General features: G+C 71.8%; 19 protein-coding genes. 10 read left to right on the top strand and 9 right to left on the bottom strand.

Annotation, left to right across the window (positions count from 1 at the left end):
- Positions 1-256: 256 nt before the first annotated feature.
- The 5 genes from AB0N27_RS28130 to AB0N27_RS28150 all read right to left on the bottom strand — a co-directional run bounded on the left by AB0N27_RS28130 (position 257) and on the right by AB0N27_RS28150 (position 4,741).
- Positions 257-1,045 carry an ABC transporter permease gene (locus tag AB0N27_RS28130; protein ID WP_364376124.1) on the bottom strand — a complete coding sequence of 263 codons (789 nt, stop codon included), beginning with the start codon at positions 1,043-1,045 and terminating at the stop codon, positions 257-259.
- Positions 1,042-1,998, bottom strand: coding sequence for an ATP-binding cassette domain-containing protein (locus tag AB0N27_RS28135; protein ID WP_364376127.1), 957 nt, complete (start codon positions 1,996-1,998; stop codon positions 1,042-1,044). The genes AB0N27_RS28130 and AB0N27_RS28135 overlap by 4 nt, the downstream gene beginning before the upstream one ends.
- 26 nt (positions 1,999-2,024) lie before the next feature.
- On the bottom strand, positions 2,025-2,867 hold the full coding sequence (locus AB0N27_RS28140; RefSeq protein ID WP_364376130.1) for a DUF4097 family beta strand repeat-containing protein: 843 nt from the start codon (positions 2,865-2,867) through the stop codon (positions 2,025-2,027).
- 73 nt (positions 2,868-2,940) lie between these two features.
- The gene (locus tag AB0N27_RS28145) at positions 2,941-3,468 is read right to left on the bottom strand and encodes a hypothetical protein (protein ID WP_364376133.1); all 528 of its coding nucleotides are present in this window, start codon (positions 3,466-3,468) and stop codon (positions 2,941-2,943) included.
- Between the two features lie 46 nt (positions 3,469-3,514).
- Positions 3,515-4,741, bottom strand: a complete 1,227-nt coding sequence (locus AB0N27_RS28150) for an FUSC family protein (protein WP_364376136.1) — start codon at positions 4,739-4,741, stop codon at positions 3,515-3,517.
- A gap of 400 nt (positions 4,742-5,141) precedes the next feature.
- On the opposite strand from AB0N27_RS28150, the gene AB0N27_RS28155 reads away from it, so the two are divergent.
- The gene (locus tag AB0N27_RS28155) at positions 5,142-7,373 is read left to right on the top strand and encodes a hypothetical protein (protein ID WP_364376139.1); all 2,232 of its coding nucleotides are present in this window, start codon (positions 5,142-5,144) and stop codon (positions 7,371-7,373) included.
- Positions 7,374-7,454: 81 nt separating this feature from the next.
- Positions 7,455-8,102 (top strand): class I SAM-dependent methyltransferase, encoded by a 648-nt coding sequence (locus AB0N27_RS28160; protein ID WP_364376142.1) that lies wholly within the window; start codon positions 7,455-7,457, stop codon positions 8,100-8,102.
- A gap of 16 nt (positions 8,103-8,118) precedes the next feature.
- On the opposite strand, the gene AB0N27_RS28165 is transcribed toward AB0N27_RS28160, so the two are convergent.
- Positions 8,119-8,649, bottom strand: coding sequence for an adenylate kinase (locus AB0N27_RS28165; protein WP_364376145.1), 531 nt, complete (start codon positions 8,647-8,649; stop codon positions 8,119-8,121).
- Between the two features lie 164 nt (positions 8,650-8,813).
- Here AB0N27_RS28165 and AB0N27_RS28170 point away from each other — a divergent pair, with 164 nt between their 5' ends.
- The 6 genes from AB0N27_RS28170 (at position 8,814) to AB0N27_RS28195 (ending at position 16,666) form a co-directional block, all read left to right on the top strand.
- A complete protein-coding gene (locus tag AB0N27_RS28170; RefSeq protein WP_364376148.1) occupies positions 8,814-9,980 on the top strand; it encodes an RNA ligase RtcB family protein in 1,167 nt (388 codons plus the stop codon).
- Positions 9,977-10,597, top strand: coding sequence for a peptide chain release factor H (gene prfH / locus AB0N27_RS28175; RefSeq protein WP_364376152.1), 621 nt, complete (start codon positions 9,977-9,979; stop codon positions 10,595-10,597). The genes AB0N27_RS28170 and prfH overlap by 4 nt, the downstream gene beginning before the upstream one ends.
- 232 nt (positions 10,598-10,829) lie before the next feature.
- Complete coding sequence (locus tag AB0N27_RS28180; protein ID WP_364376155.1) at positions 10,830-11,651, top strand: PIG-L family deacetylase; 822 nt, start codon at positions 10,830-10,832, stop codon at positions 11,649-11,651.
- A 67-nt stretch (positions 11,652-11,718) separates the two neighbouring features.
- Positions 11,719-13,032, top strand: coding sequence for a serine hydrolase domain-containing protein (locus tag AB0N27_RS28185; RefSeq protein WP_364376158.1), 1,314 nt, complete (start codon positions 11,719-11,721; stop codon positions 13,030-13,032).
- A gap of 207 nt (positions 13,033-13,239) precedes the next feature.
- The gene (locus AB0N27_RS28190; RefSeq protein WP_364376161.1) at positions 13,240-16,128 is read left to right on the top strand and encodes a glycosyl hydrolase; all 2,889 of its coding nucleotides are present in this window, start codon (positions 13,240-13,242) and stop codon (positions 16,126-16,128) included.
- A 199-nt stretch (positions 16,129-16,327) separates the two neighbouring features.
- The gene (locus AB0N27_RS28195; RefSeq protein WP_364376164.1) at positions 16,328-16,666 is read left to right on the top strand and encodes a DUF6223 family protein; all 339 of its coding nucleotides are present in this window, start codon (positions 16,328-16,330) and stop codon (positions 16,664-16,666) included.
- 18 nt (positions 16,667-16,684) lie between these two features.
- Here AB0N27_RS28195 and AB0N27_RS28200 read toward each other — a convergent pair whose 3' ends face one another.
- The gene (locus AB0N27_RS28200) at positions 16,685-17,353 is read right to left on the bottom strand and encodes a response regulator transcription factor (RefSeq protein ID WP_364376167.1); all 669 of its coding nucleotides are present in this window, start codon (positions 17,351-17,353) and stop codon (positions 16,685-16,687) included.
- Positions 17,350-18,492, bottom strand: coding sequence for a sensor histidine kinase (locus tag AB0N27_RS28205; RefSeq protein WP_364376170.1), 1,143 nt, complete (start codon positions 18,490-18,492; stop codon positions 17,350-17,352). Before AB0N27_RS28205 ends, AB0N27_RS28200 begins: the two co-directional genes overlap by 4 nt.
- A 107-nt stretch (positions 18,493-18,599) precedes the next feature.
- Here AB0N27_RS28205 and AB0N27_RS28210 point away from each other — a divergent pair, with 107 nt between their 5' ends.
- Complete coding sequence (locus AB0N27_RS28210; RefSeq protein WP_364376173.1) at positions 18,600-20,096, top strand: hypothetical protein; 1,497 nt, start codon at positions 18,600-18,602, stop codon at positions 20,094-20,096.
- A 266-nt stretch (positions 20,097-20,362) separates the two neighbouring features.
- Positions 20,363-20,812: a hypothetical protein gene (locus tag AB0N27_RS28215; RefSeq protein WP_364376176.1), complete on the top strand. Its 450-nt coding sequence runs from the start codon at positions 20,363-20,365 to the stop codon at positions 20,810-20,812.
- 74 nt (positions 20,813-20,886) lie between these two features.
- Here AB0N27_RS28215 and AB0N27_RS28220 read toward each other — a convergent pair whose 3' ends face one another.
- On the bottom strand, positions 20,887-22,431 hold the full coding sequence (locus AB0N27_RS28220) for an arabinofuranosidase catalytic domain-containing protein (RefSeq protein WP_364376179.1): 1,545 nt from the start codon (positions 22,429-22,431) through the stop codon (positions 20,887-20,889).
- Positions 22,432-22,474: the final 43 nt, after the last annotated feature.

Here is a 22,474-nt window from a genome sequence, read left to right on the forward strand (position 1 = left end):
GATAACATCATCCGAGCGCCGCGCCGGCATGATCAGATCAATGGAACGACGCCCGCGCACCGCCGGGCTCGGGGCCGAGCGCCCCGCAGGAAGGCGCGCACCCCGCCGCGCCGGGGCGATGATCGGTGTTATCGATAACATTCGACGTTTCCGTCGCGCCTCCGCACGCTCGCCGACGCGGGCACGACCGACGGCCCGGGCCCCTTGCGGGAGCCGGGCCGCCGGCGGTGCGGGTGGCCGCGCGTCGAGCGCCGGATCAGGCGGCCCGACTGCGGTTGTACAGGGCCTTGGCCCAGAGGAAGCAGAGCACCGTGATGACGGCGCACCAGGCGACCGCGAGGATCGCGTTGACGCCGATCCCGGTGCCGAACAGCAGGCCCCGCAGGGTTTCCATGACGGGCGTGAACGGCTGGTAGTCGGCGAACCACCGCACCGCCGTCGGCATCGAGTCGGTGGGGACGAACCCACTGCCCAGGAAGGGCAGGAGCACCAGAGGCATCGGCAGGTTGCTCGCCGTCTCGACGCTCTCACTCACCAGGCCGAGGGCGACCGAGAGCCAGGTGACCGCCACGGTGATCATGATGAGGACACCGGCCACGGCGAGCCACTCGACAGGTGTGGCGTCGGGTCGGAACCCGACGAGCAGCGCCGCTCCGACGACGGCCACCAGAGCGAGCATCGTCTGGATGACGCTGCCCAGTACGTGGCCGGTGAGGACCGACGGTCGGAAGATCGCCATGGTCCGGAACCGGGCGATGATCCCCTCGGTCATGTCCATGGCGACCCCGATGGCGGTGCCCTGCGCCGCGCTGGCCACGGAGATGAGCAGGATGCCGGGGGTGACGTAGTTGGCGTATTCGGCACGACCTCCGGAGGGCCCGAGGCCGGCACCCAGCGTGCCGCCGAAGACGTAGACGAAGACCAGCAGGAGGATGACCGGGATGCCGATGAGCATGAGTGTCAACGAGGGATAGCGCCGCATGTGCAGGAGGTTGCGCCGCAGCATCGTGCCCGAGTCGCGGACGGCGAGGGTGAGGGTGCTCATCGCGCCATGGCCCTTTCGTGGTCGGGTTGGCCGGTCAGGGTGAGGAAGACGTCGTCGAGGTCGGGGGTGTGCAGCGCGAGACCGGCCACGCTGATCGAGGCACGGTCGAGCTGGTCGAGCAGGGAGCGCAGCGACCCGACCCCGCCGTCGCTGGGCACCTGGAGGGTGAGCGCCGCGTCGTCGCGGGTGGACTCGGTGAGGGTGTGCGCCGCCGCGTCAAGCTCCGCCTGGTCGGCGAACTGGAGGACGACGTGGCTGCCGGGGATGAGCCGTTTGAGCTCGCGTGGGGTGCCCTCGGCGATCAGCCGGCCGTGGTCGAGGAACGCGACCCGGTCGGCGAGCTGGTCGGCCTCCTCCAGGTACTGCGTGGTGAGCAGGATGGTGACGCCGCCGGCGACGAGGTCGCGGATGATCTGCCACATGGCGCGGCGGCTGCGCGGGTCGAGGCCTGCCGTCGGCTCGTCGAGGAAGATGACGCGCGGTTCGCCGACAAGCGTCATCGCGAGGTCGAGCCGTCGGCGCAGACCCCCGGAGTACGTCGACGCCGGCTTGCCCGCCACGTCGACGAGGTCGAACTGGACGAGCAGGTCCTCGACGCGTCGGTGCCCGGCCGCCCGGTCCAGGTGGCACAGGTCGGCCATGAGCCGCAGGTTCTCCCGCCCGGTGAGCAGGTTGTCCACAGCGGAGAACTGGCCGGTGACGCCGATCAGGGCGCGTACGGCGTCGGCCTGCCGGCTCAGCTCGTGCCCGGCGATGCGGGCCTCGCCGCCGTCGGCGTCGATGAGGGTGGACAGGATCCGCACGGTGGTGGTCTTGCCGGCGCCGTTGGGGCCGAGCAGCGCGAAGATCGCCCCTGCGGCGATCTCCAGGTCGATGCCGTCGAGCACCACCTTGTCCCCGTAGGACTTTCGTAGACCTGTCGCGCTGATCGCGGTTGGTCGGGATCTGGTCATGGGTTGCCTCGATTCGTGGAGGTGGATCAGGCGCGGCGGATCGTGATGTCGCCGTAGGAGGTGTTCGCCCGGACCTCGACCGTCTCGTCGGTCTGCGCCGGGCTGTCGGTCGTCTCGAGCGCGTTGTGCACGCGGCCGTGTCGGGAGCTGACGTCGAGCCAGGCGGCGGTGCCGCGGCGCACGCCTACCTCGATCGCCCCGTACGAGGTCTGCAACTCGACCGCTCCGCGTACGACCTGGCCCAACCGGAGGTTGCCGTAGGCGGTACGGGCGTTCACCGAGGCCGTCGACGCGTCGACGGTGATGTCGCCGTACGCGGTGTTGATCCGCGCGTCCCCGCCGCTCTGGCCGATCCAGCAGTCGCCCGAGGAGTTCTTGATCTCGGCGGTGCCGTCGACCGCACCGATGCGGACCTTGCCGGAGGACGCCTTCACCCGGGCGGAGCCGGCGACGCGTTCGACGGCGACTTCGCCGTGGCTGCTGTCGATGTCGAGCGGCCCGGTCTCGTCGAGCCGGATGCTGCTGCCGGTCTTGATGCGGCAGTCACCGAGCCGGCCCTCGCAGCGGAACGCCGCCCAGGACGCCTCGGCGTGCAGCCGCGACCCGGTGGGCAGCTCGATCAGGACGTCGACCGACGGGCCGGACCCGAAGCCGTAGCGGCGCCAGCTCTTGGGCACCCTGATCAGCAGTTTCCCGGCGGCGTACTCGACAGTGGTCTGCTCGGCCGCGCTCACGTCGGCCTTGCTCGACGGGTCCCGGGGTCGCACCTGGACCACGGTGTCGGTGCGGTCGGTGGCGGCGATCCACGCGTCCCCCACCGGCATCTCGATCTGGACGGAAATCGGCTCTGGCGTGTCGAAAACAGGCATGGCGGTCTCCCGGAAGGTGGTCGGCGAAGGTCACCGCCGGTGGGCGGCGGAGGAAGGAGAGGGGGTACGGGGGTCAGCGCGCCCAGCCGGTGAAGTGCTGGCCGGATCGGGGCGGTTCCGGTCGGCGGGGTGGCTGCCGGTCCGTCCCGCCGGCCGCGACCGCGCCGGCGACGGCGCGTACCAGCCAGGCGTTTACCGACAGCCCGGCCCGGCTGGCCGCCTCGTCGACGCTGGCCTTTAAGTGGTCGGGCAGGCGGAGGTTGATCCGCGATGTGCCGCCGTCGTCGCCCTCGGGCGGGAGCAGTGGGGCCGGCATCGGGGATGGTCCGGTGACCTCGCCCGCCGGGTCGACCGGGAGGTTGGCCGGTGTCACCACGAAGTCGGGTTCGCGGCCGCGCAGCCGGACGTGCACCGACCCCGGGGCGAGCTCCCGGGTGATCTCGTCGGCGGCGTCGGACAGCGCCTCCAGCAACGTGAGGCGGGTGGCCGCCTCCAGTTGGGTGAAGAGCCTCTCGGCCAGCACCCGTGCCTCCGGGTCGACTCCCTCCGCCGCAACGGCGAATTCGGTTCGCAGGTTCTCGACGTACGACCTCAGCTCCATGGCACCATCATGGCACCACTTTGGCTCAGTGTGCAACACCTATGGCTCAATCTGCTGTCGCCGGTGGTGCCAGACCGTCGTCATCCCTGGAGGCGGCGAGTGGCCGAAGCTCACCGAAGGCGCGCCGGACCAGCCGGTTCGCGGCCTCCTGGGTCAGCCCGGTGCACACCATCAGATCGCTGACCGTCGTCCGGACCTGCGCCACCACGACGGCGCCGGAGAACCCGACGCCCGCCCGGTACGCGTCACCCGCCGCGCAGACCGCCCGCAACGCCGCCTCCCGCGCCCGCAGGGGTTCGTCGCCGGCGGCGAACTGCTGCTTGAGCAGCCGGACCGTCTCGGCCAGGTCGGCGACCGCCCTGGGCATCGGCTCCGGGACCGGCTCGCCGTCCTCGATCAGGGTCGCCGCCCGGCGGATCAACGTCCCGCTGTTGCGCATCGCCCGGTCGATCGGCTCGGCCATCCGGGCGTAGCGGCTCACCGGCCCGTGCCGGTGATGCCAGTTGACAGGCGACAGGGTGCTGGCCTCCCGAGCGCCCTTGGTCGCCTCGATCAGGGCGTTCACCTCATCGGTGTTCTCCCGCAGCGCGGTCAACGCGGCACGCGCACGGGCGACGTCGCCCTCCCGCAGGGCGGACGCCGTCGCGTCGAGCTGGGCGGTGAGCAGGTCCAGCGCCGGCCGAGCCGCCCGGTTGAGCACCCGCAACGGGTTCAGCGGCAGCAGGACGGCCGTCACCAGCAGCGCCACCGATCCCCCGATGAGGGCGTCCACGAAGCGGGGGATCTCCAGGTCCCGCACGGCCGGAGTCAGCGCGACGATGAGCACCGCCGTGGCGCCGGCCTGGATCATCACCGCGGCGCTGCCGACCAGGAACAACGCGACCAGGACGGCCAGGACGACGATCAGGGAGAGTTGCCACCAGCCGGTGCCGATCACCAGGAGCAGCAGATCGCCGATCAGCACCCCGACCGTGACGCCGATGACCAGCTCGATGGTGCGGCGCAACCGTTGGCCGACGGACGCGGCGAGCGTCGACACCGCCGAGATCGGGGCGAACACCGGCTGCGAGACGTGCAGCAGCTCGTGCGCCACCAGCCAGGACAGCGCCGCGGCCAGTCCGGCCTGCACGGCGAGCCCGCCGATCGCGCGGACCCGACGCCCCCGGTCCCGCAGTTCGACCACCGAACGCTCACGCAGCCCGGTGAGCCTCGCCGCCAGGCCGGTCCGGGTCGGCGTGCCCCCGTCCGCTCCCTGCCGACCGACATCGACCATGGCGGCACGTACCCGGGGTCAACCGGATCAATCCCGTACCGCGCCGCCGATGGCCGCATCGTGCTCAGCGCGTGACAACCGCCTTCTCGGCGTACGTCCAGAGCCGGTCGGCGGCGGCCGGGTCAAGCGCGTGAGCGGCCACCCCGCCGGTGGCGTCCGACCCGCCGGGTACGACCTCCACCTCCTGGTTGTCGTCGAAGTACCTGCCGCCACCGGCGTCTCACCGCGCGCCTACCGGCAGCTGGCCCGCTCCGGGCGGTCCGAGTGAGCCGACCCGGTCGCGAGCGCGTGAGCCGCCGGCCGGCGGTTGGGGCCGCCCCGGCCGGGTAGAACGCGGAGTTGGTGGCCCGGCCTCGGCGCAAGGACCTGCCCGATGCCGGTCAGGACGCGTCGGAGGGCGATGTCGGATGGATCAGCGCGGTTGAGCGGGCCGGACGTCCCCGGCGACGTCGTGGAGGTGCGGGTGCACGGCGTCTCCGGCGCCAGCCCCGACCAGGTGCTTGACCTGCGGCAGATCACGCAGGTCGCGGGCGACCGCAGCGGAGGCTTCTACAGGCAACGACCCGGGCGTACGGACACCGGCGCCACGCACGGGGTGACGCTCGAGGCGTACCGCTGGGGTGACCTGCCGTCCGGGACGGTGGCCCGCACCCTGGCGTTGGTCTTCCTGCTGCCGTTCATGCTTGTCAACGTCGCGATCTGGATGCGTCCGGCGGACCCCCGCTCGGAGGCCGTGGTCAAGTCCCTGTGCCGGGTGCTGGCGCTCACCCTCACCGCGCTGTACGTGCTCGCCATCTCCGGCGTCGCCCTGGATCTGGTCGGTTGGACGTGCGCGGCCTCGCCCCGCTGCCTGGCCGGCCGCAGCTGGTTGTCCTGGCTGGGTGGGCAACCGGTCGGGCTGCGACTGGCGGTGCTCGCGCTGGTGCCCGCCGCCGCCATCGGCCTGGTCTGGCGGTCCAGCAACCGGCCGGGACGGGCGTTCGCCGCGTTCCGCGCACCCGAGCGGGACGTCTCCGACCTTCCCCTCGGCGCCATCGGCCAGTGGGACGCCGAGCCGCTCGTGGGGCGGCTGCGCTCCATCCACGTCGCCGCCGCGTTCGCGACGCTGGACCTGACGTTGCTGCTCGCCCGGGCCGCGACCGGCGCCACCGTCACCACGATCGGGCTGGGCGTGGCCACCGCCGTGGTCCTGGCCGCCTGTGTGGGCCTGCTCTGCACACCGCCGCTGATCGACAGGGGCGCCACCGACCGCCGCCTCGACCGGATCACCTCCGCGCTGCGGACCGTCGCGGTCGTCCTGACCGTCGTCGTCATGGTCCACACGCTGGTCAGCTCCCAGCCGTGGAGCCACGAGCGCGGGCTTCCCGGCTACGACACCACACTGGCCGGCGTGTTCCTGGCGCAGACGGCGCTGCTGGCCGTCCTCGGCGTGGTGCTGCTGTGGCGGCGCGACCGCGGGCGGGGCGTCACGTCGATGTTCGGGCTGGGGGCCCTCTTCGTCGCGGCGACGGGAATCAGTGTCGCGGTGGCGTACTCCGCCGAACTGGTCTACCGGGCGGCGGACTTCCTGGACCGCGATCTGCCGACCGGGGAGGGAATCGCCACCGGCCCTCCCCCGGCGTACACCTGGGTGGTCTTCGGTTTTCTGCGCGCGGTGGTGCTCACGCTTGTCGTCGCCGGCCTGCTCGTGCTCGTCTCCCGACGCGCCCGGCGCCGGGCCGCGGCGGCGATCGTCGCGCACGACTACCCGGATCCGCCGGCGGAGGCGGCGCCTCGACTGCGGCAGGTCCGAAACGCCATAGCTCGCGCCCGGTTCACCGAGAAGCTGGTGCCGCTTGCGGTCGCCTACGGCTGTTTCGCCGGGCTCGGAACGGCCACCGCCACCATCGGCCTGCTCGGGCAGTTCCCGAGTGACGTCGTGGAGCGGTTCGCCGGGCTGCCGGCCCACGCCGTCACCTTCGGCATCGCGTCCACCAGCTGGGCGATCGCGGCGATCATCCTCGGCCTGGTCGTCGGCGGTGTCTTCGCGTACCGGACGGTCCCGTTCCGGCGGCACGTGGGCGTCCTGTGGGACCTCGGCACCTTCTGGCCGCGGGCCGCCCACCCGTTCGCGCCGCCCTGCTACTCCGAACGGGCCGTGCCGGAGCTGACCCGGCGCATCACGTACCTCGTGGGGCGCGGGGACGCGGTGCTGCTCACCGGGCACAGTCACGGCTCGGTCCTGCTCGCCGCGACGGTGCTCCAGTTGCCGCCACACGTCGGCAACCGGGTCGCCCTGCTCACCCACGGCTCGCCGCTGCGGCGGCTGTACGCGCGGCTCTTCCCCGCCTACGTCGACGACGCCGCGCTGCGGGAGATCGGCAGGCGGGTCGGCTGGCGCTGGGTGAACCTGTGGCGCGACACGGACCCCATCGGCGGTTGGCTCTTCTCCGCCCACCGGTCGCCGGTTCCGCCCGGCACGGATGACCCGGCGGACGCGGTGGACCGCCGCCAGCGCGACCCCCGTGACGTGGTGACACCGCCCAGCGACAGCGTGCCGCCCCCGATCGAGGGGCACTGGCCGGGTGAGTCCGACGAGCCGTTCACTCGGGCGGTGCGGGAGCTGGTGCGGCGTCTGGGCCTCCTCCCCTGACCAGTAAGACGGAGACCGTGCGCGCTTGCGTGACAATCGCCGGAGAACGGTGCGCGGAGTTCACCACCACTGGAGGTCGGCATGGCCACGGTTTCCCACCCCGTGTTCGCCCGGGTGTACGAGCGGCTCAGCGTCGCCATGGACCGCGCGGGCACGGCGGAGCACCGACGGGAGCTGGTCGCCGGGCTGTCCGGTCGGGTGATCGAGATCGGCGCGGGCAACGGTCGGATGTTCCCCCACTACCCGCCCGCGGTGACCGAGGTCCTCGCTGTCGAACCGGAGCCACGCCTGCGGGCCGCGGCCCTGCGCGCGGCGTCGACGGCGCCCGTGCCGGTGACGGTCGTCGACGGTCTGGCCGAGGCGCTGCCCGCCGGGGACGGCCAGTTCGACGCGGCAGTGGTCGCGTTGGTGCTGTGCACCGTGCCCGACCAGGCGGTCGCGCTCGCCGAGGCCGCCCGGGTGCTGCGCCCCGGCGGCCAGTTGCGGTTCTTCGAACACGTCGCCGCCGAGGAGTCCGGCCGTCTGCGGCGCGTCCAGCGGCTGCTCGACGCGACTGTGTGGCCGACGCTCTTCGCCGGCTGCCACACCGGCCGCGACACGGTCGCCGCCGTGACGGCACAGGGATTCGTCATCGAGGAGCTGCTGCGGTTCCGTTTCCCGGCGACAAGCAACAGCCCGTCCTCGCCCTGCGTCCGGGGACGCGCGGTCCGACCGGCGACGGCGAGCTGAGGCCCGGCCCGTACGCTCACCCGCGGGGCAGTCCGGCCAGCCACTCGTCGAGGGCCGCCGGTGAGTCGAACAGCAGCACCTGGGGCACGGACGGGTCATCCCGCCAGGCGCGCATCCGTCGCCTCGCCCGGCCGAACGCGGCGACGTGCCAGATCAGGATCGAGTCGTGCGACAGCACACTGCCCAGCGACTCGCGGTTGCCGTTGCAGATCACCTCACGGGTCACCAGACGGCGCACGGTACGGCGCAGCAACTGCCAGAACGAACGCCACCGCGGGTAGTCCAGGCCGACCACCAGGTCGGCCCGGGCCAACGGCACGTCCCGCCAGCCGTGGTACGCCCCGTCGATGATCCAACGGTCCCGTCGGCAGATCTCCTCGATCCGGCTGCGCTGCTGCGCGACAGGCACCTCGACCCAGCCCGGCTGCCACAGCAGGTCGTCCACCGGATACCAGGGCACCGTGAGGTGCTCTGCCAGGCGCGCGGCGAGGGTGGACTTGCCGGCGCCGTACACGCCGTAGACCAGGATGCGTCGCGGTGCGCTCATCGCGGCAGCGTATGCCGCGAGGAAAACTCGCTTGCCGGGTGCTCGCGGATTCCGCGAGAGTGACACCCATGACGTACTGACGGACACACCCCCGCTCGCGCCCCCGGTGACGACTCCCGGGCCGCGCCGCCGTCCGTCCGTCTCTTCAGAACAGTGAGCACCCCTTGTCCCAGGTGTACTCCCGCACGCCCGCCACCGTCGCCGTCTTCGCCTCTCCCACGAGCTGGATCGAGTCCGACGCGCTCGCACAGTGTCAGCAGGTCGCCGCCCTCGACGGCATGGTTCACGTCGCCGCGATGCCGGACCTGCACCCCGGCAAGGGCGCCCCGATCGGCGCCGCCATGGCGTCGACGGTGCTGTACCCGCATCTGGTGGGCTCCGACATCGGCTGCGGCATCGCAGTGTTCCCCATCCGACTCAGGCGTGCCGTACCCGAACGCCTCGCCACCCGGTTCCCCGACCTCGACCGCGCGCTGGACCCGCGGCGCGACGCCGACGATCCGGCCTGGGCCGTCGTACCGGCGGAGATCCCCGCGGGCCACCTCGACGGGCTGGGTACGGTCGGCCGGGGCAACCACTTCGTCGAACTGGCACGCGTCGACACAGTCCTCGACGCGGGGCACGCGAGCCGTCTCGGGCTCGACACCGGCGCGCTCGTGCTTATCGTCCACAGTGGTTCACGGGGGTTGGGCGAACGGATCCTGCGGGCGCATACCGAAGTCCACGGCGCCGGCCGGGCCGTCGACCCCGAGGCCTACCTGGCGCTGCACGACGCCGCCGTACGGTGGGGCTCGCTCAACCGTCGGATCCTCGCGGCGCGGGTCGCGTACGCGCTGGGGGCCGAGCCGACCGAACCGATCGTCGACCAGTGCCACAACCTGGTCGAGGTTCGCGACGGGGTCTACCTGCACCGCAAGGGCGCGGCGCCGGGCGACGGCCGGGACGTGCTCATCGCCGGTACGCGGGGCACGACCTCCTGCCTCGTGGCCGCCCACGCCGGGGCGGACGCCAACCACTCGGTGGCGCACGGCGCGGGTCGCAAGATGTCGCGCGCCGACGCCCTGCGCCGCAGCCGGGCGAAGCACACGGTGGAGGAGCTGCGTCGTACGCCGGTGGGCTCGGTCGTGGTGTGCGGCGACCGGCAGCTGCTGTTCGAGGAGGCGCCGACGGCGTACAAACGCATCGAGCAGGTGATCGCGGACCTCGTCGCGCACGATCTGGCCACGCCGGTGGTCGACACGACACCCCTGGTGACGTACAAGACGCCGGACCTCGGGGCGGCGTCCCGCAGCGGGCGGCGGGACCGGCGGCACGGGCGGGGCCGGCCGTGAGCACGTACCTGCTGCTGTCCGCCGGTCGTGGGCCGCAGGAGTGCGCGTGGGCGGTGGGCCGGCTGCTGCACCGCCTCACCTGTGACGCCGGCCGTCAGGCGTTGACGGTCCAGCAGGTCGAGGCCGTGCCGGGTGAGCGGCCCGGCACCTACCGGTCGGTGCTCATCGGGATCTCCGGCGGGGACGCGGAGGCGTTCGCCGCCTCGTGGACCGGCACCCTGTGCTGGCAGGCACCCAGCCCGTACCGGGCGGGCACGGGCCGGAAGAACTGGTACGTCACGGCGCGGCGGCCCCATGGCGACGCCCCGTCCACGCCGTTCGCGGAGTCGGACGTCGAGATCGTCGGCTGCCGGACCGGCGGGCCGGGCGGTCAGCACCGGAACAAGGCCAGCACGGCGGTACGGGCGACCCACCGGCCGTCGGGCATCGTCGTGGTGGTGGACGCGGAGCGGCAGTTCACCCTCAACCGCCGCATCGCGTTGCGCCTGCTGCGTCAGCGCGTCGAGGAGGGTGACGACGCCGCACGGCGCGCGGTGCGTACCGCCCGCTGGCGCGTGCACGACGAGCTGGTCCGCGGCGACCCGGTCCGCGTGGAACGTCCGAGGACTCAGCGTTGAGCGCAGACGTCGAGCACCGCCTCAGCGAAGGCGCGGGGCGCCTCCCGGGGCAGGTTGTGCCCGTGCCGCTGCGGTCGAATGTCGCGTCGTCGAACGCCCACTTCGGTGACGCGATGTGCCAGATCAACCGGGCGAAGTCGCGCCGACTCTGGTCGTAGCCCCGGCGGTCGCGCTCGGTGGCGCCGTGGCGCGGGTCACCACCGATTCCCGCCGGTCCTCGTAGGCTGACGGCATGGTTGAACGAACCCTGACCCTGATGGCGGTGCACGCCCACCCCGACGACGAGGCGACAAGCACCGGCGGCGTCCTGGCCCGCTACGCGGCTGAGGGGGTCACGACCGTGCTCGTGACCTGCACCGACGGGCGGTGCGGTGACGGTCCGGGCGGGGTCAAGCCCGGCGACCCGGGGCACGACCCGGCGTCCGTCGTGGCGATGCGCCAGGCCGAGCTGGAGGCCAGCTGCGCGGCGCTGAAGGTCGCCCACCTGGAGACCCTCGGGTACGCCGACTCCGGGATGATGGGGTGGCCTACCAACGACCTCCCCGGCTCGTTCTGGACCACTCCGGTGGACGAGGCGGCGGACCGGTTGGCGGAGCTGATCCGGCGGTACCGCCCGGACGTCGTGGTCACCTACGACGAGAACGGCTTCTACGGCCACCCGGACCACATCCAGGCGCACCGGATCACGATGGCGGCCGTCGCGAAGACCGACATCCCCGCGAAGGTGTACTGGACCACGGTGCCGCGTACGGCGTTCGCGGAGTTCGGCAAGATCATGCAGGAGATGGGCGTCGAGTGGGCCGAGCCGGACGAGCCACAGCCGCAGCTGGGCCTGCCCGACGAGGAGATCTCCACCTGGGTGGACACCCGGGCGTACGGCGGGCAGAAGTTCGACGCCCTGGCCACGCACGCCAGCCAGACCGAGAACATCTTCTTCCTCCAGCTGGGCCGGGAGCGGTTCACCGAGCTGATGGGCATGGAGACGTTCGTCCGGGTCCGGGACACCACCGACGCGCCGCTGCCGGAGGACGATCTGTTCGCCGGTCTCCGCTGATCTCGTCCGGCAGTCGTGGCGTGTCGACTGCTGTCGACACGCCCGGCCGGTTGGGATGATCCACCCCGTGCGCCTCAATCGTCGTTCGCTGCTCGGTCTCGGCCTGTCCGCCGCCGCGGCACTCACCGGTCGCCAGGCGACCCACCCGGTGGAACAGACGGGTGCTCGGCCGGCCGCGTCAGTGGCCGTCGGTCGTGGCGGTGCCACCATTTCCCTGGGCACTGTGGCGACAACGCTCGGTAAACGGCTGACCCGCCTACTCACCGAACACCTGGAACCCACAGCCGACAATCCCGCGCACCCGTCGTACGCGGGGGCGGTGGCTCTGGTCAGCACGGACGGGCAGACGAGCGCGCGGGTCACCGTGGGTGAGGCCCTGCGTTTCGACGCGGGACCGGTGCTCCTGCCGGCGGCGCAGCGTGTCCAGATGCGTCCGGACTCGATCTTCGACCTGGCGTCGATCACCAAGGTCTACACCGCGATCCTCGTGCTGCAGCAGGTGGAGAGGGGTCGCCTCGACCTGGACGCGCCTGTGGTGCGCTATCTGCCGGACTTCACAGGCACCGGCAAGTCGGCGGTCACCGTGGCGATGCTGCTGGCGCACACGAGCGGCCTGCCGGTCGGCGCCAGCGGCACCGGCTCGGGCACCCTGGACGCGAGGTGGAGGGCGGTGCTCGCCACTCCGCTGGTCGCGGGCGCCGTACCGGGGAGCGTGTTCCGGTACTCGAGCGTCGGTCTGATGGTCGCCGGCAAGCTCGTCGAGAAGGTCACCGGCCAGACGCTCGACCAGGCACTGAAGGCCAACCTGACCGACCCGCTCGGTCTACTGTGGACCGGCTTCACCCCGAACACCTGGATCAGCAGCGCCGAACGCGCGGCCCGGATGGTCGCCACCGACGCGCGATCCTCGCGTGGGCTGCTGCGCGGGGTCGTCCACGACGACGTCGCCAACCACCTCGGCGGCGTCGCCGGGCACGCGGGCGTCTTCAGCACCGCGCAGGAGGTCGCCGTCATCGGTCGGCTCCTGCTCGACGGCGGCGTGTACGGCGGGCAACGGCTCCTGGCCGAGAGCACCGTACGGCTGATGCTGACCAACGCCAACGCGGGCCTGCCCGCGGTCGACGCCGAGCGTCCGGGTCGCACCAGCGACCACGGCCTCGGCGTGGTGCTCAACCAGCCCTGGTTCATGGGCCGGATCAGCCGTCCGACCACCTTCGGGCACACCGGCTTCACAGGCACCTCCCTGGTGGTCGACCCCGACCGCCGGCTCGTGCTCGTCCTTCTCACCAACCGGGCCCACCCCAACTGGAGTTGGGCGGACCCGGACCCGGTCCGGGTCGCCGTGGCGAACGAGTGGGCCCGCTGGTACGACCTGGGCTGACGGCCGCGCGTCGGGCCCCGGGATCGGGTCGGCCCCGCCGGCGGCAAATCGCGACATCAGCACGCAACCAGCCGGACACATTGACGAGATTCTCGGCGTTCGATTACCGTGCCGGGTGAGAGAGCGCTCTCTCAGCAGACCTTCTCCTCAATTAAGACGAAGGCGTCGGGCCGGCCCCCACCGGCACCGACGCGCGATGGAGGCACCATGAAACCTCCCGTCCCCCACCGCCGATGGATCCTGGCCGTCACGACAGCCCTCACGCTTGTCGTCGGCGGCCTGGCCATCCCCGTCACCGGCCCCGCGGCGGCCGCACCCGTCGGCGCCGGCAGCTACACCACCACCCCGGTCGGGCCGCTGCCCACGGGGTGCGGACCGATGTCCACAAACCCCCGGCAGTTCGTCACCGCCAACGCCCCCGCCGGCGCGGTACCCACCAACGACTGGTGGTCCTCGCTGCTGTTCAAGCGCACCGACTGCTCCTTCAGCGAGCCCCTGCACGCCCACCCGATCTCGTACGACACCTACACCGACGGCCTCGGCTTCTCCGCCAACTCCACACCCGCCATCAGCGGCACCGCGACCGGCGTCGGTGAATTCCACTACCCGTACGTCCAGGACATCCGGGTGGGCGTGGCCGGCCTCGGCGCACCAGTGGTCACGGTCGACGGCTGGACCGACTGGACCGTCAGCCCGTACTGGAGTGACGGCACGCGCACCATGCGCGCCACAATCGGCCACGGGCTGCCCTTCGCGTACTTCCAGACCAGCGGCGGGAACGCGCAGATCAGCACCGCCGGCACCCCCGAGGTCTGGTCCAGCAGTGGCGCGACAATCGGCTTCCGGGTCAACGGCCACGACTACGTCGGGTACGCCCCCAGCGGCGCGAGCTGGACCGTGGCGTCCGGCCGGATCACGTCCACCCTGAACGGCCGGGGTTACTTCTCCGTCGCTCTCCTGCCGCCGACGTCGAGCGCGACCGAACGCGCCGACCTGGCCGCCACCTACGGCCGGTACGCGCACGCCCACGTCACCGGCACCCAGGTGTCGTACGCCTACAACCCGGCGACCAGCGGCCTGACCACCACGTACGCGTTCACCACCACCGCCCGGGAGGGCACCGCGACGCAGACGGTGGTCAGCCTCTACCCGCACCAGTGGAAGTCGCTGAGCGGGTCAACCGCGATCACGCCCACCTACCCGTCGGCGCGCGGTCGGATGAAGGTGCTCACAGGCGTCAACCAGTTCCGTACCGCCATGAAGTACCAGGGTGTCCTGCCGGAGCTGCCCGCCGTCGGCGACGGCAGCGGAAGCGACCTGGCGACGCTCACCAGCCAACTGGCCGCCGTGCGCGCAAACCCGATGGACCAGCGCGGCGGCGACACGTACTGGACCGGCAAGGGTCTCGGCCGGGCCGCGCGGATCGCCGAGATCGCCGACCTGGTCAACGACACCACGACGCGCGACAGCGCGCTGAACGCCATCCGCAGCACGCTCACCGACTGGTTCACCGCGTCCAGCGGCAAGACGAGCCGGGTCTTCTACTACGACAACAACTGGGGCACCCTGATCGGCTACCCGGCGTCGTACGGCTCCGACCAGGAACTCAACGACCACCACTTCCACTACGGCTACTACATCGCCGCCGCCGCGACACTTGCCAAGTTCGACCCGTCGTGGGCCAGCACCAGCCGCTACGGCGGCATGGTGGACCTGCTGATCCGCGACGCCAACAACTACCGGCGCGACGACACCCGCTTTCCCTACCTGCGCGACTTCGACATCTACGCCGGGCACGACTGGGCGTCCGGGCACGGCTCGTTCGGCTCGGGCAACAACCAGGAGTCCTCGTCCGAGGGGATGAACTTCGCCAACGCCCTGATCCAGTGGGGGCAGGTCACCGGCAACACGGCCGTCCGTGACGCGGGTGTCTTCCTCTACACCACGCAGGCCGCCGCCATCCAGGAGTACTGGTTCGACGTCAGCGACCAGAACTTCCCCGCCGCCTTCGGGCACTCCACGGTCGGCATGGTCTGGGGCGACGGCGGCGCGTACGCCACCTGGTTCAGCGCCGACCCGGAGATGATCCAGGGCATCAACCTGCTGCCCGTCACCGGCGGACACCTCTACCTCGGCAACAACCCGGCGTACGTACGCACCAACTACGCCGAACTGGTCCGCAACAACGGCGGACAACCCACGGTGTGGCAGGACATCCTCTGGCAGTTCCAGGCCCTCGGCGATCCCGACGCGGCGCTGGCGAACCTGCGGGCGAACCCCGGCTACACCCCGGAGGAGGGCGAGAGCCGTGCGCACACCTTCCACTGGATCCGCAACCTCGCGGCGCTGGGCACAGTCGACACGACGGTCACCGGCAACCATCCGCTGTCGGCGGTCTTCTCGCGCAACGGAGCGCGTACCTACGTGGCGTCGAACCCGACCGCGTCACCCGTCACTGTGACGTTCTCCAACGGCACCACGCTCACCGTGGGCGCCGGCAGGACGGCCACCACCGGGGCGTACACCTGGAGTGGCGGCAACGCGGCCGGCGGCGTGTCCCCGACGCCCACCGATCCCCCGCCGACGACTCCGCCGCCGACCACGCCGCCACCGACGACTCCGCCGCCGACGGGCAGCCCGACGCGGTATCTGCTGCCCGGTGGCGGTCTGGGCGCCGCCGGTGGCGCGGCCACGACCACTGTCGCGGCCGCCAACGGAAACCACGACGGTACGCCGACGAACGCCCAGGTGTTCACGGCGACCGGGCTCACCCTCGCCTACTCGGGCGCGCAGACCGCGTTCGACCTGTTCGTCGATGCCGGTACGGCGGTCGGCAACGGCGTGCAGGTGCGGGTCTCCTACGACCTGACCGGCAACGGCAGTTGGGAACGGGTCGAGACGTGGCGGTACTTCGCCACCGACCCGGTCTCCGGCTACGAGCACTACACCCAGGCCGCCGGCCTCGCCTCGGCCACCGGAACGCTCGGCGCGCTGAGCAACGGCACGGTCCGGGTGGAGGTCTGGTCGGCGATCGGCAGCAACCCCAGCACTGTGGGCATCGGCAACCAGTCGGTGCTGCGGCTCCCGTACTCCTGAGCGTCGCGTCAGCGCCGCCGCCTGTCGGTTCCTCGGCAGGCGGCGGCGTTGGCGTGTGCGGGCCGCAACCGGGGTGGTGCGTCGCGTCGCGTCAGTACACCCGTGGTGGTAGGCCCATCGACAACTCCGGCCTGACGACCGGTGACCCTGCGGCTCCATACGCTGCAACGGCATCCGCCCGTGAGCGAAGGGAACCGCCATGTACGACACTCACCTGCTCGCCGCCAGCGTCACAACGATGAGCGCCGGTCGGCTCGGCGCCTCCGTGGCCGCTGTGCTGGGACTGATCGGCGTGGTGATCGGAGGGCTCGCGTTGGCCCGCCCCGCCACCGGTGCCGGAAACGCGCGGCTCCGGCCGGCCGTGGCCGTGACGGCCGGGCTGGTCGGTGTCGTCCTCGGCGGCGTCGTCGTGGCCACCTCCGACAGTGGCATCGGCACCGGCAACGGACGTGGCGGCGCCTACGTGGCCCTGGTGGTCGGCCTCGTCAGCATCGTTCTCGGCGGGTTGGCGCTGGCCCGCTCCCGGCGTGCCGGCTGAGCGGGACCGGCGGCCGGGTCACGGGCGGTCGCGGGCGAGCCATCCGGGGACCGTCAGACCGGACTCGTAGGCGAGGATGACCAACTGGGCCCGGTCCCGGACCCCCGCCTTAGTCATGATCCGGCTGACGTGCGTCTTGGCGGTGGCCGGGCTCAACACCAGTCGCGCCGCGATCTCGTCGTTGGACAGCCCGGCCGCGACAAGCGCCATCACCTCGCGTTCCCGGTCGGTGAGCGCGTTCAGCCGTGGGCCCGGGTCCGGATGCCGGGCCCGGGCGGCGAACTCGGAGATCAGCCGGCGTGTGATCGACGGCGCGATCAGCGCGTCACCACGGGCCACCACCCGCACGCCGTGGATCAGCTCGGCGGGCTCGGTGTCCTTGACCAGGAAACCGCTGGCGCCGGCCCGCAGTGCGCCGTAGACGTAGTCGTCCAGGTCGAACGTGGTCAGGATGATCACCCGGATCTCGGAGCGCGCGGTGATCTCGCGGGTCGCCGCCAGGCCGTCCAGCCCGGGCATCCGGATGTCCATCAGGACGACGTCCGGCCGCGACAGGCGGGCGAGACGTACCGCCTCGGCGCCGTCGGCGGCCTCACCGACCACCTCGATGCCGTCCTCGCCCTCCAGGATGGACCGGAAGCCGGCACGGACCAGGGTCTGGTCGTCGGCGAGCAGCACCCGGATCACGCCGACGCTCCCGCCGGCACATCGCCTGGTCGTAGCGGGAGGCGGGCCCGCACCCGGAAGCCGCCCTCCGGCCCCGGGCGCGCGGTGAGCGAACCGCCGAGCGACCGCGCACGCTCACCCATGCCGATGATGCCGTTGCCGGGCGGCCCGGCTGACCCGCTGCCGTCGTCGTCGACCTCGACCAGCACGTCGTCCCCCTCGGGCCGCACCCGGACCACGGCGGCGGTCGCGCCCGCGTGTCGGGCCACGTTGGTGAGCGCTTCCTGGACGATCCGGTACACCGCCAGGTCGACCTCCGGCGGCAACGGCCGCGTCTCGGTCACGTCGACACGGATCGCCAACCCGGACCCTCCGGCCACGTGCACCAGCTCCTCGAGACGGTTCAGGCCGGGTGCCGCGGCGGGTGTCCCGCTCTCCTGCCGCAGGACGTCCAACGTCGCGCGCAACTCGCGAAGCGTGTCCCTGCTCGTCTGCTTGATCGCGGTGAGGGCCTGCACGGACCGGGTGGGATCCGGGCGGTGCAGCGCGGCGCTGGCCTGCACGTTGATCAGCGAGAGGTGGTGGCCGAGCGCGTCGTGCAGTTCACGGGCGATGCGCAGGCGTTCCTCGGTGGCCCGCCGACGGGCCTCCTCCCGCATGGTCTGCTCCGCTTCGAGCACCCGGGCCCGCGCCTCCGCGACGTACGCCCGGCGGTTGCGGGTCACGCCGACGATGACCGCGACGAGCCAGCCGGCGTGCAGCAGCGTCGCACCGTTGGAGTCGGGCCCGACACGGTTGCCGCCGTCCGCCGCGGCGAAGGCGACCACCGAGGCGACCCCGAGCCCGATCGCCACCGCGAGGTGACCCTCGTCGACGACCGTGTAGAGCGCCACGACGAAGACCAGCATGATCGGCCCCGGCCGGTGCAGCAGTGCCCCGTACGCGCCGACGGCCACCAGCGCCACCACGCCCACCCACACCGGGTGACGGCGGCGCACGTACAGCGCCCCGGAGGACGCCAGCACCACCAGCAGGGCCACCCGGTCGGCGGCGGTGTCGACGCCCTCGGACTGCACCACGAGGCCGACGAGCGCGACCAGGCCGACCACGAACACCACTGACACGTTCGTCGCCCGGCCCTGCCATGGCCAGCTGGACATAGGCCGAAGCCTACGTCCAGCAAGGACGGTCCGTCGTCCCGACGCCCCCCACGCACAGGTCACAGCGGCTACGATCTCCCCCGTTCATCAACGGGGGAGGAACATCAGTGAGTCGTTCACGTCTGCTGCGGGTCGCCGCGTGGCTCGGCGCCTGCGCCATCGGGGCGCTCGGCGCCAACGCCGTGGCGCCGCCGTCCGCGGTCGCGCTGCCCAAGGGCACGCAACTCCGCCTCGACCACACCGCTCTGGTGCCCGGCTCGATCGGCAAGACCCAGTCCGTCTACCTCTACAACTACGACACCGACTTCACGCTCAACGACGTCACGGTCACCATCGACACCGCGAAGCTCGCCGGTGTCGCCACGGCCGCGCTCACGTTCGAGGGCCTCGACCCGTGCAAGCAGTCGGGCACCACGATCACCTGCACGTTCGACACGCTCGCCTCGGAGAACCTGTTCGCGGGCATCACCACGCTCACCTTCCGGCCGCTGGCGGCGGCGAAGGTCGGCGACGAGGGTGAGGTGAGCGTCAAGGTGGCCAGCCGCGACCAGACGTACACCAGGACGTCGACGGTGACCGTCAGCGAGAAGGTCGCCCTGGAGGTCGGGCCGATCATCAGCAAGAAGGCCAAGCCGGGTGACGTCTTCACCAACCCGCTCACGGTGCGCAACGCCGGGGACAACGCGATCACCGGCGTCGACCTGTTCTTCTACTACGAGGCCATGTTCACAGTGCCGAAGCGCTACGACAACTGCCAGTACGGCAGCTTCGCCGCGTACTGCCACTTCGAGGCGACGCTGGCCCCCGGTCAGGAGTACCGGCTGTCCGAGGATCTGCCGTTGCAGCTTCGGCCGCAGGTGCCGGCGCCGGGTGTCGCCGGGGCCGGGTTCACCTGGTCGACTCCGGTCGACGGGCGGGACAACCTCGACATGGTCCGGGCCACCAAGCCGACCCGCGGCACGCAGGGCACCCTCGGTCTGGTCCGCAAGACCGACGGTCTGCGCGCACAGGGCGCCCAGACCGAGGATTCGGTCTTCCTGGACTCGCAGCACGTGATCCTCACCGTCGAGGGCACGAACCGTTCCGACGTGAGCGCCGTCGGCGGGCAGGTCCGCGCCAGTGTCGGCGCCACGGTCACCGCGAAGGTGGGTGTCAAGAACCTCGGCCCCGCGTACGCCTCCGGGATCAGCGAGCCGGCCGCGACCGTGACCGTCGTACCGCCGAAGGGCACCACCGTCACGGCGGTGCCGGACGGCTGCGCGAAGGCCGACGCCGGCTACGTCTGCCGAACGGCCGTCCACCCGCTCGACGTGGGTGAGGCGGTCACCTGGAACTTCGGGCTGCGGGTCGACACCGCCGGGGAGCTGACCGGCACCGTCACGGCGAAGTCCTCGACCCCTGACGTCACGTCCGACAACGACGTCGCCGCACTTGTCGTCAACCCTGCCGGTGGCGGCGCCGGTGGCGGAGATGCCGGCGACGGCCCGTCGCTGCCGATCACCGGCCAGTCCAGCCTGGCGCTGGGCGGCGGGGTCGCCCTGCTGGCCGCGGGCGCCGTCCTGTTCCTGATGGCGCGCCGCCGCCGTACCCGCTTCGTCTCCTGACCGGCGACGCCGCCGGTAGGACAACCGCACAAGCCCTGGTCGGACACGTTCCGACCAGGGCTTGTGCGTGTCCGGCGGACGCTGGTCCGACGGTGTGCCGCCCAGTCGGGTACGGACGGCCCGGTCATGTGGCGCGGTCACGGAGGAAGGTCACGCCGCACCCGTCATCGATCAGGAATCAAGAAGCGTCCGCGGGCCGCCGAGCCTAGCCTTTTACCAGGTAGACGGCAGCACGCCGAGCCTCACCAGAGAGAGGGAGCCCGCGAATGTCCGCGAAGACGTCCACGACCCCATCCGACGGCTTCACCGCGGAGGAACGCGCCGCGATGAAGGAGCGCGCCGCCGAGCTGCGTGCCGAGGGCCGTAAGGGCGCAAAGCGGGCCGACGGCCTCCAGGCGGTCCTCGACCGGATCGCGCAGATGGAGCCGGAGGACCGCGCGCTCGCCGAGCGGGTGCACGTGACGGTGACCGCGACCGCCCCGGACCTGGCGCCGAAGACCTGGTACGGGATGCCCGCGTACGCGAACGAGGACGGCAAGATCGTCGTCTTCTTCCAGGACTCCGCCAAGTTCAACTACAGGTACTCGACACTGGGTTTCCAGGACTCGGCCAACCTCGACGACGGTGACCTGTGGCCTGTGGCGTACGCGCTGCGCGCGTGGAGCCCCGAGGTGGAGAAGCGGGTCGTCGAGCTGGTGAAGGCGGCGGTCTCCTGACCGGCCGCGCGGGTGCGCCGGCCACCATCGACTGGTGACCGGCGCACGGGTGTGCCGCTCGCTTCCCGTACAGGTCAGCGGTAGCCAGCGGTGACCACGTTGGCCTGCACCGCGTTCTCGGTGGCGTCACTGGGATAGCCGGCGACCATTGCCCCCTCGTAGAACGTGCCGGCGCTGAGGTTCGCACCGCCGTCGGGCTTGCAGCAGTCCCCGCCACTGCCCAGGATGATCGCGCCCTGCTTCTTCATCGGGCTGTATCCGGGCGGGAGCGACCCGTCCCACAGCGTGTAGAGGCTGCCCGCCTGCGCGTCGCTGCCCTTGATGGCGAAGCGGGTGGTGCCGTTGTTCTTCAGCGTCGCGGTGACGAACTTGCTGGTGAACGCGCGCTGGTTCGGGTTCCAGGAGCTGCTTCCACCGGGGAAGAGGCCCCACTCCAGGTCGGCCTGCACCCAGGGTCCGCTGCCGGAGCAGCCGCCGAACCAGCACTGCTTGCCGAAGTTGATGGCGTCCATCGCGCCGGCGGCGTCGGCCTTGCGCGTCGTCTCGCTGTTGCCGTAGTCGAAGCAGCAGCCGCTGTTGACGTGGGTGCCGCTTGTCACCATGTACATGCCCTCGGGAGCCGCGCCGGTAGGCACCCCGGTCAGGTGTCCGTCGCGCCAGTAGCTGTTACCGGGGTTGATGTAGAGCGAGTACGCCTTCGCGCCGCCCACGGTGAGGGACTCCGAAGTGGCGACCGCCGGCCTGCTCTGCGGTGAGCCGGGAACCACGCTCGACCCCTGGTACCAGAGGTCGTTCCCGCGACCGGACTGGTCGAAGACGACGGTGATCACGCAGGTCGTGCCGGCACAGAACGAGTCCTGCGTCGCCGCGTTGGCGGTGCCGCCCGTGCCCGTGAGCCCGATGTTGCGTGTCGTGTTGTCCGACGAGCGCCGGACCTGGTACAGGTTGCCGGCGTACGCCTCGAAGAGAGCCCGGGTGGTGCTGTGCGCCGCCACGCACGGGGTGCCGCCGGAGGCGTAGATGTCGCACGGGCGGGCGCCGGTCGGCGGGTTTGTCGGCGGCGGGGTGGTGGTCGGCGAGGCCCACTGCTGGTTGGCGCCTCCGTTGCAGGCCCAGAGGATGATCCTGGTGCCGTTCGCGGTGGCGGCGCCGTTGGCGTCGAGGCAGAGCCCGGACTGTACGCCGGTGATGGTGCCGTTGCTGTTGACGTTCCACTGCTGGTTGTTCTGACCGTTGCAGTCCCAGATGATCACCTGGGTGCCGTTGGCGGTGCCGCGGCCGGAGGCGTCCAGGCACTTGTTGCCGTACACCTGGAGTTGTTTGGTCGACGTCCACGTCCAGGTCTGCCCCGCGCTGCCGTTGCAGTCCCAGAGTTGCGTCTGGGTGCCGTTCGTGGTGCTGGAGTTGGGCACCTCGAGGCAGCGGCCGGACGGCGTGCCGACGATCGGGGTGCTCCGCCCCGGCTCGATGGCGGCGGCCACCGGGGCGGCGGGGGTGACGCCGATGCCGACGAGGATGCCCAGCAGAGCACCCGCCAGGGTGGTCAGACGTCGGGCGCGACTGCGCCTCGGGTTGGGATGGCGGGCTCTGCCTGGCCCACTCGGGGACGGTGTTCGCACGAGGTGGCTCCTCGGAATCGTGGAGGCGCGGGGATTGGCGACT

Origin of the sequence: Micromonospora sp. NPDC093244 (assembly GCF_040683695.1) — a bacterium.
In the GTDB taxonomy this organism is placed as follows: Bacteria; Actinomycetota; Actinomycetes; order Mycobacteriales; family Micromonosporaceae; genus Micromonospora.

Bases quoted from the DNA above. Each gene is read 5' to 3' on its own strand.
- AB0N27_RS28165 (WP_364376145.1), bottom strand. From the start codon at position 8,649: ATGAGCGCACCGCGACGCATCCTGGTCTACGGCGTGTACGGCGCCGGC.
- AB0N27_RS28215 (WP_364376176.1), top strand. From the start codon at position 20,363: ATGTCCGCGAAGACGTCCACGACCCCATCCGACGGCTTCACCGCGGAG.
- AB0N27_RS28145 (WP_364376133.1), bottom strand. From the start codon at position 3,468: ATGGAGCTGAGGTCGTACGTCGAGAACCTGCGAACCGAATTCGCCGTT.
- AB0N27_RS28205 (WP_364376170.1), bottom strand. From the start codon at position 18,492: ATGTCCAGCTGGCCATGGCAGGGCCGGGCGACGAACGTGTCAGTGGTG.
- AB0N27_RS28180 (WP_364376155.1), top strand. From the start codon at position 10,830: ATGGTTGAACGAACCCTGACCCTGATGGCGGTGCACGCCCACCCCGAC.
- AB0N27_RS28190 (WP_364376161.1), top strand. From the start codon at position 13,240: ATGAAACCTCCCGTCCCCCACCGCCGATGGATCCTGGCCGTCACGACA.
- AB0N27_RS28195 (WP_364376164.1), top strand. From the start codon at position 16,328: ATGTACGACACTCACCTGCTCGCCGCCAGCGTCACAACGATGAGCGCC.
- AB0N27_RS28155 (WP_364376139.1), top strand. From the start codon at position 5,142: ATGTCGGATGGATCAGCGCGGTTGAGCGGGCCGGACGTCCCCGGCGAC.
- AB0N27_RS28160 (WP_364376142.1), top strand. From the start codon at position 7,455: ATGGCCACGGTTTCCCACCCCGTGTTCGCCCGGGTGTACGAGCGGCTC.
- AB0N27_RS28140 (WP_364376130.1), bottom strand. From the start codon at position 2,867: ATGCCTGTTTTCGACACGCCAGAGCCGATTTCCGTCCAGATCGAGATG.
- AB0N27_RS28130 (WP_364376124.1), bottom strand. From the start codon at position 1,045: ATGAGCACCCTCACCCTCGCCGTCCGCGACTCGGGCACGATGCTGCGG.
- AB0N27_RS28135 (WP_364376127.1), bottom strand. From the start codon at position 1,998: ATGACCAGATCCCGACCAACCGCGATCAGCGCGACAGGTCTACGAAAG.
- AB0N27_RS28150 (WP_364376136.1), bottom strand. From the start codon at position 4,741: ATGGTCGATGTCGGTCGGCAGGGAGCGGACGGGGGCACGCCGACCCGG.